This window comes from Flavobacterium flevense (assembly GCF_900142775.1).
Taxonomy (GTDB): Bacteria; Bacteroidota; Bacteroidia; order Flavobacteriales; family Flavobacteriaceae; genus Flavobacterium; species Flavobacterium flevense.
The window spans coordinates 166,949-180,722 of record NZ_FRCC01000002.1; the positions used below are offsets into that span (position 1 = coordinate 166,949).

Consider the following 13,774-nt stretch of genomic DNA (forward strand, 5'->3'; position numbering starts at 1 on the left):
TGTATCTTTGTGTCTTAGAAATTTACAACTATGATTGAAGATAAAAACCCACAACGTACAAGCATTGCTCAATTGGGCGAATTTGGATTGATAGACCATTTGACTAAAAATTTTGAAATCAATCAGGCTTCTACCTTAAAAGGAATTGGCGACGACGCAGCTGTTTTGGATTTCAAAGACAAAAAAGTGGTTATTTCTACTGATATTATGGTCGAAGGCGTTCATTTTGACCTGGCTTATATGCCGTTGAAACATTTGGGCTACAAAGCTGTTGTTTCAAATGTATCCGACATTTGCGCCATGAATGCTAAAGCAACTCAGATAACTGTTTCTATTGCTGTATCAAATCGTTTTCCTCTGGAAGCCTTAGAAGAATTATTTCACGGAATTACACTTGCTGCCAATGAGTACAAAGTAGATGTTATTGGTGGCGACACGACTTCTTCTCAAAAAGGATTAATCATCAGTATTACTGTTTTAGGAGAAGCTGATGAAGAAGAAATAGTATATCGAAACGGAGCAAAATCTACTGATTTATTAGTAGTAACGGGTGATATTGGTGCCGCTTATATGGGATTGCAGGTTTTGGAAAGAGAGAAACAAGTTTTCCAGGTTAATCCAAATTCGCAACCTGATTTAGAATTATACACGTATTTAATTGAACGCCAGTTAAAACCCGAAGCACGAAAAGATGTTCGTACTTTATTACATGCTTTAGAGATAAAACCAACCTCGATGATTGATATTTCAGACGGATTATCATCAGAGATTATCCATTTGTGCAAACAATCGAAAGTAGGTTGTAATTTATACGAAGACAAATTGCCTCTTGATCCGCAATTTATCAATGTTTGCGAAGAATTTAATATTGACAGCACAACAGTTGCCATCAATGGTGGCGAAGATTATGAATTATTATTCACGATTGCAATTGATGATTTTGATAAAATTAAGGGGAATCCAAATTTCTCCATTATTGGACACATGACCGAAGAAAGTGAAGGAATTCATTTGGTCACACGTGCCAACACTAAGATTCCATTAAAAGCCAGAGGCTGGAATGCATTAAGTGAATAATAAAAACAGAAAACGCAAATCCAAATAAATTTTGAATTTGCGTTTTTCTTTTTTAATAATAAGATTCTAAAAAATCAATCCCATTTTCTTGGCTTCAATAACCAAATCAGAATCGTCACCACTTTTTACTTTGAGCAATTCTTTTAAATTAGATTTCCTCACCTCAATGGCATTTAAGGAAATAGGAATATATTGGGGCATGTCTTTTAAAGCTGTTCCTTTGGATAAATGAAATAAAATTTGTTTATCAAACAAATCTATTTCAATATCATTTTCATGTGATTCCAGCATTTCTTTAACCGACTTACTATAATATATTTCGTTTTTTATTACGTTATCAAAGGCTAATAAAAGTTCATCAAAAGTCAAATCATTTTTAATAACTAATCCATTGGGATTGATCTTACTTATAATGGTTTTTATCTTTAAAAATTCGGTGAACATAGTGAGCAAAATAATCCGGCAATCAGGCATTTTTTCCAAAATTAATTTGGCTAAATCCTCTCCGGAAAAAAGGCCTTTTTCTTCATAAGAAGGCATACTGATATCTAAAAAAGCAATATCAAAAATTAAAGAATCGGTATTTGTTATCAAATGATAGGCAGACTCACAATCTTTAGCCTCAGAAATCATAAATTCATAATTATCCGGGCTGTATCTGGTAATGGCATTTTTATACCCCTGAATTATAAAAGGGTGATCATCAACAATTAAAATGTTTTTTTTTTGCCTGGTCAAAGCTGTTTCAGCAGTCATTATTATGTGGTATTTGGTTGTTTTATTCTAATGGAATGCTCACTGTGATTGTTGTCCCTTCTCCTTTTTTAGATTTTACATTAAAATCTCCATTACAATCTTTAGCACGGGAAATCATATTTTGCAGACCAATTCCTTTCTTCTTCAAATTAACATTGAAACCTACACCATCATCACTTATTGTCAATATAATATTATTCTCTTGCTTTTTTAACTCCACTTTTACAGTAGTTGCATTAGCATACTTATTAATATTTTGTAAAGATTCCTGAATAATTCGGTACAAATTAATCTTTACAGCATTGACTGCTAAGTCCCATTTTATGTTTGAATCGATATTGGTAATTAATTTGCACGAGAAGGTTTTTCTTTGCTCCTCAAAAAGATTATCTACAATTGCAACGAAGTTATTAATTAATTCTGATTTTTCCCTATTCAAATCATGTGAAATTTCACGAATATCCTGTTCAATATTTTTTAATTCCGATAAATAATCATGTCGTTGTGTAACGGCTAAATCATCATTAAACCGATTTAGACCTTCTAAGTTCATTCTCACCCCGAACATTCTCCCTAAAACACCATCATGCAATTCCTGAGCAACCCGCTTTTTTTCCTGAACCCTGTTAGCTTCTATCGTATTTTGCTGAGAAATCATCAGATTATAAATATCTTCATTCGCTTTTTGTTGCTGTTGCTTATACAATAGCTCTCTGTTTTTAGCTTTTTGAGATTTTATGATATATATAAAAAGACCTAAAATAGTCAAACCACTGAAAAAATAAACTAATTTTCTGTTTTTAGCTTCTAAATCAAAATTCTCTCCTTTTATCTGATCGGTTTCAAATTCTATACGGGAAAATTTCTCTCCTATTTTTCGTTCTTCTTTTTGAAGTTCTTCATTGATACGAATGTATTCTTTAGTGTAGGTAGTTGCATTTTTAGGATCTAAAACAGACATTTGGTTTAGAGCCTTCATAAGATCACGGGTCACATTTGTACTTCTGGCTATAGAAAGTGCTTCTTTGGAAAACTTTAATGCTTGTGCAGTATCATGATACACACTATAATATTCAGATAAATGCATTTTACTAATAAATATTCCTGCTGCTGATTTTAAACTATCTCTTATTTCTAACGATTCATAAAATAAATTTGGCAATCCCTCCTTATCATTGGATTTCAGTTTAGCATATGCAAAATTATCTAATAATGAAGCCTTAATTTTTAAATCCTGATTATCAATTCTTTGCTGTTCAATACCTTTTTCGAAGTAATTCTTAGCCATTTCATAATTATTTAAACTTGAATAAACCATTCCTAAATTCAGATAAGAAATAGCCATGGTTTGACTTTTTCCAATAATCTGCATCTTATCAAGCGTCCTCAATGCTTTATTATGATAGGCAATCGAATTATCGTATTCATTCATACCATTATATACCATTCCTAATATATTATAAGCATCGTAATTTACCTCATTAACTGCTTCTTGATTCTTATAATCCTTAATTATACGCAATGCTTTAAAAACTTCTTTTTCACTACTAATAAAATCTCCAACCCTAAATAATAAATCAGACTTATTTATTAATGTTTTAGCCAAATCAAATTTATTATTGAGCTTTTCATACATTTTTTCTGCCTTATAATAAAACAAAAATGAAGAATCTGACACTAACTTTATTCGATAATAATCCCCTAGATAAGTATAAGCCTTAGCCATACTCACAGTATCACTTACTTTCTCTGAATTTTCTAAAACTAAATTAACCGTTTTACAATATTCTTTCATAAGATTAATATTGTAGTATCTATTAGCCACTTTAAAAAAGTTTACCCTGTTTAGGGAATCATTCTCACTGTTGGTGACTATTACATTCGCTTTGTAGATATATTCTAATCTTTTTTCTCTTGAAAGATTAAAATCATTCGCTAATGAAAAATATAGTGGAAGACTATCTTTCGAAACATTTGAAATGTTTAAAACAGATTTATCATCTGTCTGTTTTTGAGTACACCCAAAATAGACAAATAACATAACCGAAAAAATCAATTTAAGTGTATTTTTTTTCAATGGTATTTTATGATTACCAAAAATACTAATTTTAAATTAACAGCATAAAAAAAGGCTGCCAAAATTGGCAGCCTTTATGGATATATTTTTATGACAATTAGTTATCAGTCTTGATTTGTCTACTTCCTCCATCTATGTTAGCAATGTTATCGGTTTTGATTTGTCTACTTCCTCCATCTATGTTAGCAATGTTATCGGTTTTGATTTGTCTACTTCCTCCATCAATATTAGAAATATTATCAGTTTTAATTTGTCTACTTCCTCCATCAATATTTTCAGTTGAAGAAGTGAAAGATGTTAATATCATCATTAAAGAGAATAATCCGATTGTTACGATAGATTTTTTCATAATTTGGGTTTTTATGTTTTTTATACTTTTTTACTTGCTTTTTCAGGAGTGCTTACCGCTTTTCCATGGAGTAAAATTACATAGTCGACCCGTGTTTCTATCGTGTTTTCAGGTGTTTATGGTGGATTGTAGTTGTTTGTTAGTGAATGAACCTCAAATTAGGGTAGATGGTCATTTTTTATATCTCCAGATAATTTCCATTAGAAATTTCAGAAATTATTAAGTCAATATTAGACTTATAGGATTTAGAGAAAGGGATTTTGCCCGAAGAATTTTTAATATAACAAACCGAATTTCCGGTATGGATTCTGGATATAGCTTTACTGTTTACAATGTAACTATTATGGATTCGGACAAAGGGGAAAGACAAAACATTTTCAAAATGCTTTAATGTTTTAAATGCAGTTACTATTTCTCCTGTGTTTAAATGTATATCAGTAGAGTTATTATCAGCTTGTAAATAACTAATATCTCTTGCATCAATATACCTGTAATCTCCATACGATTTAATACACAATATGAGTGGTTCTTTTTCTGTCGAAACTTCGTAATGAAAAGCATTTGTTTGTTTTTCTTCTTTTTCAGTTGTGGGATTTTGTTCTAAAGAAGTCTGTTGAGCCGCAACTGATTTGTTCAATTTCAATAGTAACTTTACAAAATCAATACGTGCTAAGGGTTTTAGTAAATAATCTGTAACCTGATACTGTATTGCTTCATACGCCAAATCTTTTTTGGAGGTTGTAACAACAATTTTGGGAATAACATTCAAATAACGATGCAGTTCATTGATGAGTGCTAAGGATAAATTACTTTTATTATCTACAGGATCTATTTCAAGAAAAACTAATTCCGGATTGTGCTCTAAAATAAGATTCAGACCGTCCTGATAATTATTAGCTGAAGCCAGAAAGTTAAGTTCAGAAAAACCATCAGCCATAGCTTTAGTCTTCGAGACACTTTCCGGGTTATCATCGATAATAATATACGAATAATTCATTAGCGGTACTTTCTAAATAAATTAGATAGCATAACTTTTAGTAGCAGCTGAAAATATTTCAGCTATTAGACAAGTAAAAAATAGTAGTTTGGGAACTATATAAAAACGTTTCTTTTTTACTGAAAAAAGGAACATTTCAACTAGCTAAAAATAAACATTTAACTTATTTTTTACATGAGTTACCCTGATAAATCGATGAAATGTAAATACTAATTGATAAAGTGTAAATAAATCCGACTAAGGACAAAAACCGCTGTTTTTACTTGTATAAATTTTACAATCATTTCTTACACAGAGCAGTATAAAATAAAAAAAGGCTCCCCGTTTTGGAGAGCCTTTTGCTATTTTTGATTTAAAAACTATATTTTCATCAACCAGTTTCGCATGGAAACTTCATTCTCAATAATTGATTTTAAATCGGAAATTTTAACACGATCTTGCTTCATAGAATCCCTGTGTCTGATAGTCACTGTTTGATCCTCTATAGTTTGATGATCTACAGTAATACAAAACGGAGTTCCTAACGCATCCTGTCTTCTGTAACGACGACCTACAGCATCTTTTTCATCATAAGCTACATTAAAATCCCACTTTAAATCGGCAATAATCTGATGTGCAATTTCCGGTAATCCGTCTTTTTTAACTAATGGTAAAACCGCCGCTTTAGTTGGCGCCAGAACCGATGGTAATTTCAAAACTGTTCTTGATGACCCGTCTTCTAAGGTTTCTTCTTTTAAAGAAGTAGCAAAAACAGCCAGGAACATTCTATCTAAACCAACTGAAGTTTCTACTACATAAGGAACATAATTCTGGTTTAGTTCCGCATCAAAATACTGTAATTTTCTACCTGAATATTGTTCGTGTGCTTTTAAATCAAAGTCTGTTCTGGAGTGAATTCCTTCTAATTCTTTGAATCCAAAAGGGAAATTAAATTCGATATCAGCCGCTGCATTCGCATAATGTGCTAATTTTTCATGGTCATGAAAACGGTAATTTTCTCTTCCTAATCCTAAAGATAAATGCCATTTTAAACGGGCTTCTTTCCAGAATTCGTAGTGTTTCATTTCTTCTCCCGGACGTACAAAAAATTGCATTTCCATTTGTTCAAACTCACGCATACGGAAAATAAATTGTCTTGCAACAATCTCATTTCTAAATGCTTTTCCGGTTTGTGCAATCCCGAAAGGAACTTTCATTCTGCCTGATTTTTGTACGTTCAGGAAATTTACAAAAATACCCTGAGCCGTTTCCGGACGTAAATACAAATCCATTGCCGAATCAGCCGAAGCACCTAATTTAGTACCAAACATTAAGTTAAATTGTTTTACTTCTGTCCAGTTTCTCGATCCTGATTCAGGACAGGCAATTTCCAATTCTTCAATTAATGCTTTCACATCAGCCAAGTCTTCGTTTCCAAGAGAACGAGCCATTCTTTCCAGAATTTCTCTTTCTTTGGCTTTGTATTCCATCACACGGGCATTTGTAGTAACAAATTCCTGTTCGTTGAAAGCGTCACCAAAACGGGCACGTGCCTTTTCGATTTCTTTAATTGCTTTTTGATTTAGCTTTTCGGCATAATCTTCAATCAAAACATCGGCTCTATATCTTTTTTTCGAATCTTTATTATCAATTAACGGATCGTTAAAAGCATCAACGTGTCCTGAAGCTTTCCAGGTTGTAGGATGCATCAATATTGCGGCATCCAGACCTACAATATTTTCATTCATCTGAACCATTGCTTTCCACCAATATTCACGGATGTTCTTTTTTAACTCTACTCCATTTTGTGCATAATCATACACTGCACTTAATCCATCGTAAACTTCGCTTGACGGAAAAATAAATCCGTACTCTTTTGCATGCGAAACTACATTCTTAAATATATCTTCTTGTTTTGCCATAGTGGTGCAAAAATATAAAAAGTGAATTTAAAAAAAAGAAAAAAATTAAAGTTTGAAGCCTTGATTTTTATAATTTTAGAAATAATAAAGCCTACTATATGTTTCAAAGCATCCTAAATCTGTTTTTTCCTAAATGCTGCTCAGGTTGCGATACTATTTTAATGGCAAATGAGAAAGTTATTTGCACTCTTTGCCGGCACAATATTCCGCTTACAAATCATCATTTGTTAGTAGAAAATGAAGCTTACAAAAAATTTTACGGTCGGATCCCTGTCGAATATGCCTCTGCCTTTTTATATTTTCATAAAAAGGGTATCGTGCAAAAATTGATTCATAATTTAAAATACAAAGGTCACGAAGACATTGGGATTATTTTAGGCAATTGGTATTCTGAAGAATTAAAAGAAACGATGCTGGCTCTAAAAGCAGATGAAATCATTCCTGTACCTTTACACAGCAAGAAACTTAAAGAAAGGGGTTACAATCAGGTAAGCACTTTTGGTCAGTCACTTTCCGAAAAATTAAATGTAAAATACAATGATGCTGTGCTTTTTAGAAAAACATATTCGAAAACACAATCTAAGAAAAATTTATTAGGAAGAACAGAAGGTATCGAAACCATTTTTGATGTTCATTACTCTCCGCAAGACCATAACAAACATTTTATTATTATTGATGATGTCATTACAACCGGTGCAACACTTGAAGCATGCGGAAGAGCTTTACTAAAAATTCCGGGAGCCAGAATCAGTATTATTTGCATGGCAATGGCACAATCTTAACTTTTTATTTTAGTTAGAAATGTTTAGCAGTCAAAAAAATACAAGTTGCTAATTTTTAGAAAAAAAACAATTATTTACACATTAAAATAACAAAAAAAGCTATTATTTAATTTATTTAACGAACAAGTATTTCCAATTCCAAACATAAATGTTTAATTTTGGATAAATTATTTTATAAATCTTAAACAAAAATATCATGGCTTTTGAATTACCAAAATTACCTTATGCATATGATGCATTAGAACCACATATTGATGCACGTACAATGGAAATTCACCATTCAAAGCATCACAATGCTTATACTACTAACCTGAATGCTGCTATTGCCGGTACTGACATGGAAGGTAAAACTATTGAAAACATATTAATTAATCTTGATATGAGTAATGGTGCTGTTCGTAACAATGGTGGAGGTTTTTACAACCACAACCTTTTCTGGACTGTTATGGGACCTAATGGAGGCGGACAACCAACTGGTGAATTACTAGCGGCTATTGAAGATGCTTTTGGATCATTTGAAGAATTCAAAGCTAAGTTTGCTAAAGCTGGAGCAACACAATTTGGTTCAGGATGGGCTTGGTTATGTGTTCAGAACGGCGGAAAACTTGATGTTTGCGGTACCCCTAATCAGGACAACCCTTTAATGCCAGGTGTTGGATGCGGTGGAACTCCAATTTTAGGAATGGACGTTTGGGAACATGCTTACTACTTAAACTACCAAAACAGAAGACCTGATTATATTGAAGCTTTTTTCAATGTAATTAACTGGACAGAAGTTGCCAGAAGATATGCTTCTGAAAAATAATCTTTTTCTATAAAAACATAGAATAAAGAAAACAGAGAATAGACGAATGACTTTAATGTTCATTCGTCTATTTTTTTTATCCTCACGCCAACTCTCTCCAAAAGAGCAACCTATGGTTTAAAAAAAAAGACGAACAAATACACCATTCGTTCGTCTTTCCTCTTTATTCTATTTTCTATTTTCTTCTCACTTTATTCCAATAAAAAAGGTGGAATTGCTTCCACCTTTTTTGCCCCAAATCTACCATAAACTTAACCTACTAATATTATGGTGATTCAAATTTATGTTAGTTATAAGTTATGTACAAAAATACAAGACAAACAACCTAAAAAACCGATAAATAACTTAAATCTATCGATTAATAAGCTCTTGCATCTTTACCTTCGTAAAAATTCATAAAAGCTCTGTTTACGACTCTGTTTCCTCCCGCAGTAGGATAATCTCCTGTAAAATACCAATCTCCTAAGTTTTTAGGACAGGCAATATGTAAATCTTCTACTGTTTGAAAAATAATTTTCACTTCTGCTTTAATTTCCGGTGAGCTCAACATTTCAGCAATTTTATTTGAAATTTCCTGAGGTTCAAACGGGTCATAGATTGCTGTTACATAATTGACCACATCAGCATCTCTAAAGTCTTCCTGTGCCTTACATTTAGCATAGACTTCATCAACAATATGATATAAGTTTCTCTCTTTTAAAAGTTCCAATGCAGCTCTAAAAGCGACTAAACCTTCTAACTTTGCCATATCAATTCCGTAACAATCAGGGAAACGAATCTGAGGCGCCGAAGAAACAATTACAATACGTTTTGGATTCAAACGATCCATCATCTTGATAATACTCTTTTTAAGTGTAGTTCCTCTAACAATACTATCATCAATAATCACCAGATTATCTGTAGGTTTGATAACACCGTAAGTCACATCATAAACGTGAGCCACTAAATCATCACGACTGCTATCTTCAGTGATAAAAGTTCTCAATTTAGCATCTTTGATAGCTACTTTTTCGGTTCTGATTTTTACGGCTAATAATTCCTGTAAAGTTTCAGCTGTCAAAGTATTTCTATTAGCCAAAATATAATTGTTTTTCCTTTGGTTTAAGAAATCCTGAGCCGCTTCTACTAAGCCGTAAAAAGATGTCTCTGCCGTGTTAGGAATATACGAAAACACCGTATTATCTGTATCCTGATCAATAGAATTTAAAACAGCCGGTAAAATTAATTTTCCTAAATTTTTTCTTTCCTGATAAATTTCGGCATCACTTCCTCTTGAAAAATAAATACGTTCAAAAGAACATGATTTTTTAACGGTAGGAGTCAAAATTTCTTTCATAGAAACAGTTCCGTTCTTTTTGATAATCAAAGCACTTCCCGGATCTATTTCTTGTACTTTATCAAATGGCACATTGAAAACCGTCTGAATAACAGGTCTTTCAGAGGCTACAACAACAACTTCATCATCCTGATAATAATATGCCGGACGAATTCCTGCCGGATCTCTGAAAACGAAAGCATCTCCATGACCCAGAAGACCTGCCATGGCATATCCTCCATCTAAGTTTTTTGCTGAACGGGCTAGAATTTTTGCAACATCTAATCTTTCGGCAATTACCGGCGAAGCTTCTTGTTTTGAATACCCTTCGGCTTTACAATCCTGGTACAATTGCATTACTTCTTTATCTAAAAAGTGACCAATTTTCTCCATTACAGTTACCGTATCCGCCATTTCTTTTGGATGCTGACCCAACTCCACCAAATTTTGAAAAAGCTCTTTAACATTTGTCATATTAAAGTTTCCTGCCAAAATAAGATTACGGTGCATCCAGTTACTTTGTCTTAAAAAAGGATGTACACTTTCAATACTGTTTTTCCCAAAAGTACCATAACGTACATGTCCTAAAAACAATTCTCCTATGTAAGGAATATTAGCTTTTTGTGCCGCTACATCATCCGCATATTCAGGATGATTTGCCATCTCTTCATTAATTCTTTCGTTAATCTGAGCAAAAACATCCTGAATAGGCTGAGACTGATTAGAGCGTACTCTGCTTATATAGCGTTCTCCCGGTTCCACATCCATTTTGATACTGGCAAAACCAGCTCCATCCTGTCCGCGATTATGCTGTTTTTCCATCATAAGATACATTTTCTGTATCCCGTAAAAAGCAGAACCGTATTTCTCCTTGTAAAATTCAAGCGGTTTAAGCAGTCTAACTAAAGCTATTCCACATTCATGTTTTAAAGCATCGCTCATTGTAGTGATATTTGTTGTTGGGTTTGTTTTTTTATTCTAAATATTAAAACCAGCTGTACCCGTTATTAATTTGTTTTAAATCAAAGTACAAAGTTTTAACTTTTTTATTTTATATTAGTTAACCTGGATTAAGAAATACTATAGCATTCTATGGAACAAAAAAACCCCGTTTCCGAGGTTTGAGGCATTATAATTCTATATCAAATTGTGTCAACGACTTAAATTGTTTTAATCGTACCATCACTTCTTCTTTTTCTAAGCTAACCATTCGCTCTGTTCCAAATTTCTCCACACAAAAGGAAGCTAAATTTGAACCATAAATAATGGCATTTTTCATATTTTCGAAAGAAACATTCTCGCTCTGAGTTATAAATCCTGCAAAACCTCCTGCAAAAGTATCTCCCGCTCCTGTTGGGTCAAAAACTTCTTCTAATGGTAATGCCGGTGCAAAAAACACATTGTTTTCATGAAACAACAACGCTCCGTGCTCTCCTTTTTTAATTACCACAAATTCAGGTCCCATTTCCTGAATTTTTGCCGCAGCTTTTACCAGAGAATATTCTCCGGAAAGTTGTCTCGCTTCTTCATCATTAATTGTAATTACATCTACTCGCTTAATTACATCTAATAATTCAGGCAAAGCACAATCCATCCAAAAATTCATAGTATCTAAAACTACTAATTTTGGTGTACTTTCTAATTGGTCTAAAACTCCGCTTTGCACCAGTGGATGTAAGTTTCCTAACATCACTACATCGGCATTTTTATAATTTTCAGGAACTTTTGGCTGAAAATCGGCCAAAACATTTAATTGCGTATCTAAGGTATCTCTTGAATTCAGGTCGTTATGGTAACGGCCACTCCAGAAAAAGGTTTTACCTCCCTTTACTACTTCAAGTCCGGAAATATCAATATTTCTTTCCGTTAATAAATCTAAATATTCTTGTGGAAAATCATCTCCTACAACAGAGACAATAGCCGATTGTAAGTTAAAAAAAGCCGCTGAAAGTCCAATGTAAGTTCCGGCTCCTCCTAAAATTTTATCGGTTTTCCCGAATGGGGTTTCAATTGCATCAAAAGCAACTGTTCCAACAATCAGTAATTTATTCATTTTATGAATTTCGAATTAAAGTGCAAAGATAGTTTATAAGTTACAATCTTGCAAAGGTTAAAACAAGCAAAATTATCACAAAATTCTACCCTCTTCTTTTTCATAAAAAGCATCAATTGACAAGTTTTTCTGACTTGAAGCAAATACTGCTAATTCATCGCAACGTTCATTTTGAGGATGATTGTTATGTCCTTTTATCCACTTAAAATCTACCTGATGTTTTCGGTAAACTATTAAAAATCGTCTCCATAAATCGGCATTTTTTCTGGCTGCAAAAGCTTTTTTCTCCCAGCCTAAAACCCATTTTTTAACCACTGAATCCACGACATATTTAGAATCTGAAATTACCAGCACTTTCATATTTGGATTTTTAAGCTTTTCTAATCCCACAATTACTGCCAATAATTCCATCCTGTTATTAGTGGTATGACGAAAACCTTCATAAAATTCTTTTTTATGCGGTGTCCCCACTAATTCCATTACTACACCATAGCCTCCGGGTCCGGGATTTCCTTTTGCAGCTCCGTCTGTGTAAATATGTACCTGATATTCCAATATCATTAAGCTTTTAACAAATCCTCAATAACCATCGGGAAATATTTCTGTTCTAATTCGTGGATCTTTTCAGCAACTACTTCCGGAGTATCTGTTCCTAAAATGGTGACTTGTTTTTGAAAAATAGTTGCTCCTTCATCATAATTTTCATTTACATAATGAATGGTTATCCCTGTCTCCTTCTCTTTATTTTCAACAATAGCCTTATGAACATGCATACCATACATTCCTTTTCCACCATATTTTGGTAGCAATGCCGGATGAATATTTATAATTTTATCAGGATAAGCAGCAATAAGAGCATCCGGAAATTTTAACAAAAACCCAGCTAAGACAATTAAATCCGGCTGAATCGCATGAATTTTTTGTACTAAATCACTTTCATATAATTCTGCTTTGGTAAAAACTTCAACAGGAACATCATTATTTTTAGCCCTCTCAATCACCTTCGCATTTGCGTTATTAGTAAAGACACCAACAACTTCTCCCACTGAACCACTTTTAAAATATTTTATAATATTCTCAGCATTTGTGCCGGATCCGGAGGCAAAAACAATTATTTTTTTCATAATACATCAGGTTTAAGTCACGCAAAAAAAAGAATAAAAAACGAAATTAAATAGCTTTGAGAAGTCTTTGTTCAAAATTATTTTATATTTTAGATGTCACATTTATTAACTTAATAGTTGTTTTAAAATAAAGTTTTTTATTTTTGCCTCCAATTAAATTCTAAAATTAAAGATTATGTCAGACATTGCATCAAGAGTAAAAGCGATTATCGTAGACAAATTAGGCGTTGACGAAAACGAAGTTGTAACAGAAGCAAGCTTCACTAATGATTTAGGAGCTGACTCATTAGACACTGTTGAGCTTATTATGGAATTCGAAAAAGAATTTGACATTCAAATTCCAGACGATCAAGCTGAAAACATTGCTACTGTTGGTCAAGCTATTTCTTACATCGAAGAAGCTAAAAAATAATAAACTCACACCCGAATTTTAAAATTTCAATTTTAGAAATCGGGTGTTATTATTTTTCAAATTAAAAGTTCGATTGAATTTCAATCAATTACACATAATGCAACACCCATGGCTCTTAGGTAATCA

Annotated in this window: 13 protein-coding genes; 4 read left to right on the top strand and 9 right to left on the bottom strand. The window is 32.7% G+C overall.

Going from position 1 to position 13,774, the window contains the following annotated elements:
* Positions 1-30: 30 nt before the first annotated feature.
* Positions 31-1,077 carry a thiamine-phosphate kinase gene (gene thiL, locus BUB89_RS03880; RefSeq protein WP_073242151.1) on the top strand — a complete coding sequence of 349 codons (1,047 nt, stop codon included), beginning with the start codon at positions 31-33 and terminating at the stop codon, positions 1,075-1,077.
* 66 nt (positions 1,078-1,143) lie between these two features.
* Here the strand turns inward: thiL and BUB89_RS03885 are convergent, their stop codons facing one another.
* The 5 genes from BUB89_RS03885 to BUB89_RS03905 form a co-directional block, all read right to left on the bottom strand.
* Entirely contained in the window at positions 1,144-1,833 is a 690-nt protein-coding gene (locus BUB89_RS03885; protein ID WP_073242153.1) for a response regulator, read from the bottom strand.
* Positions 1,834-1,855: 22 nt separating this feature from the next.
* Positions 1,856-3,874, bottom strand: a complete 2,019-nt coding sequence (locus tag BUB89_RS03890; RefSeq protein WP_073242978.1) for a tetratricopeptide repeat-containing sensor histidine kinase — start codon at positions 3,872-3,874, stop codon at positions 1,856-1,858.
* Positions 3,875-4,007: 133 nt separating this feature from the next.
* Entirely contained in the window at positions 4,008-4,259 is a 252-nt protein-coding gene (locus tag BUB89_RS03895; protein WP_143161158.1) for a hypothetical protein, read from the bottom strand.
* A 178-nt stretch (positions 4,260-4,437) separates the two neighbouring features.
* The gene (locus BUB89_RS03900) at positions 4,438-5,256 is read right to left on the bottom strand and encodes a LytR/AlgR family response regulator transcription factor (RefSeq protein ID WP_073242157.1); all 819 of its coding nucleotides are present in this window, start codon (positions 5,254-5,256) and stop codon (positions 4,438-4,440) included.
* A gap of 359 nt (positions 5,257-5,615) precedes the next feature.
* Entirely contained in the window at positions 5,616-7,157 is a 1,542-nt protein-coding gene (locus tag BUB89_RS03905; RefSeq protein WP_073242159.1) for a glycine--tRNA ligase, read from the bottom strand.
* Positions 7,158-7,255: 98 nt separating this feature from the next.
* Between BUB89_RS03905 and BUB89_RS03910 the strand changes: the two genes are divergently transcribed.
* Together BUB89_RS03910 and BUB89_RS03915 are read left to right on the top strand one after the other, a co-directional pair.
* Positions 7,256-7,939 (top strand): ComF family protein, encoded by a 684-nt coding sequence (locus BUB89_RS03910; RefSeq protein ID WP_073242162.1) that lies wholly within the window; start codon positions 7,256-7,258, stop codon positions 7,937-7,939.
* Between the two features lie 196 nt (positions 7,940-8,135).
* Positions 8,136-8,744, top strand: a complete 609-nt coding sequence (locus BUB89_RS03915; RefSeq protein ID WP_073242165.1) for a superoxide dismutase — start codon at positions 8,136-8,138, stop codon at positions 8,742-8,744.
* Positions 8,745-9,102: 358 nt separating this feature from the next.
* Here the strand turns inward: BUB89_RS03915 and BUB89_RS03920 are convergent, their stop codons facing one another.
* The 4 genes from BUB89_RS03920 to purN form a co-directional block, all read right to left on the bottom strand.
* Positions 9,103-11,001, bottom strand: coding sequence for an amidophosphoribosyltransferase (locus BUB89_RS03920; RefSeq protein ID WP_073242168.1), 1,899 nt, complete (start codon positions 10,999-11,001; stop codon positions 9,103-9,105).
* A 187-nt stretch (positions 11,002-11,188) separates the two neighbouring features.
* Positions 11,189-12,112: a PfkB family carbohydrate kinase gene (locus tag BUB89_RS03925; RefSeq protein WP_073242170.1), complete on the bottom strand. Its 924-nt coding sequence runs from the start codon at positions 12,110-12,112 to the stop codon at positions 11,189-11,191.
* Positions 12,113-12,187: 75 nt separating this feature from the next.
* On the bottom strand, positions 12,188-12,667 hold the full coding sequence (gene rnhA / locus BUB89_RS03930; protein ID WP_073242980.1) for a ribonuclease HI: 480 nt from the start codon (positions 12,665-12,667) through the stop codon (positions 12,188-12,190).
* A 5-nt stretch (positions 12,668-12,672) separates the two neighbouring features.
* Positions 12,673-13,236 (bottom strand): phosphoribosylglycinamide formyltransferase, encoded by a 564-nt coding sequence (gene purN, locus BUB89_RS03935; protein WP_073242172.1) that lies wholly within the window; start codon positions 13,234-13,236, stop codon positions 12,673-12,675.
* A gap of 175 nt (positions 13,237-13,411) precedes the next feature.
* Between purN and BUB89_RS03940 the strand changes: the two genes are divergently transcribed.
* Positions 13,412-13,648: an acyl carrier protein gene (locus tag BUB89_RS03940; protein ID WP_007137004.1), complete on the top strand. Its 237-nt coding sequence runs from the start codon at positions 13,412-13,414 to the stop codon at positions 13,646-13,648.
* The last annotated feature ends 126 nt before the right edge of the window (positions 13,649-13,774 follow it).

Excerpts from the sequence above, each read along its gene's own strand:
- BUB89_RS03895 (WP_143161158.1), bottom strand. The coding sequence starts at position 4,259 with ATGAAAAAATCTATCGTAACAATCGGATTATTCTCTTTAATGATGATA.
- BUB89_RS03925 (WP_073242170.1), bottom strand. The coding sequence starts at position 12,112 with ATGAATAAATTACTGATTGTTGGAACAGTTGCTTTTGATGCAATTGAA.
- thiL (WP_073242151.1), top strand. The coding sequence starts at position 31 with ATGATTGAAGATAAAAACCCACAACGTACAAGCATTGCTCAATTGGGC.
- BUB89_RS03890 (WP_073242978.1), bottom strand. The coding sequence starts at position 3,874 with ATGTTATTTGTCTATTTTGGGTGTACTCAAAAACAGACAGATGATAAA.
- BUB89_RS03915 (WP_073242165.1), top strand. The coding sequence starts at position 8,136 with ATGGCTTTTGAATTACCAAAATTACCTTATGCATATGATGCATTAGAA.
- BUB89_RS03905 (WP_073242159.1), bottom strand. The coding sequence starts at position 7,157 with ATGGCAAAACAAGAAGATATATTTAAGAATGTAGTTTCGCATGCAAAA.
- BUB89_RS03885 (WP_073242153.1), bottom strand. The coding sequence starts at position 1,833 with ATGACTGCTGAAACAGCTTTGACCAGGCAAAAAAAAAACATTTTAATT.
- BUB89_RS03940 (WP_007137004.1), top strand. The coding sequence starts at position 13,412 with ATGTCAGACATTGCATCAAGAGTAAAAGCGATTATCGTAGACAAATTA.
- BUB89_RS03920 (WP_073242168.1), bottom strand. The coding sequence starts at position 11,001 with ATGAGCGATGCTTTAAAACATGAATGTGGAATAGCTTTAGTTAGACTG.
- BUB89_RS03910 (WP_073242162.1), top strand. The coding sequence starts at position 7,256 with ATGTTTCAAAGCATCCTAAATCTGTTTTTTCCTAAATGCTGCTCAGGT.
- BUB89_RS03900 (WP_073242157.1), bottom strand. The coding sequence starts at position 5,256 with ATGAATTATTCGTATATTATTATCGATGATAACCCGGAAAGTGTCTCG.
- purN (WP_073242172.1), bottom strand. The coding sequence starts at position 13,236 with ATGAAAAAAATAATTGTTTTTGCCTCCGGATCCGGCACAAATGCTGAG.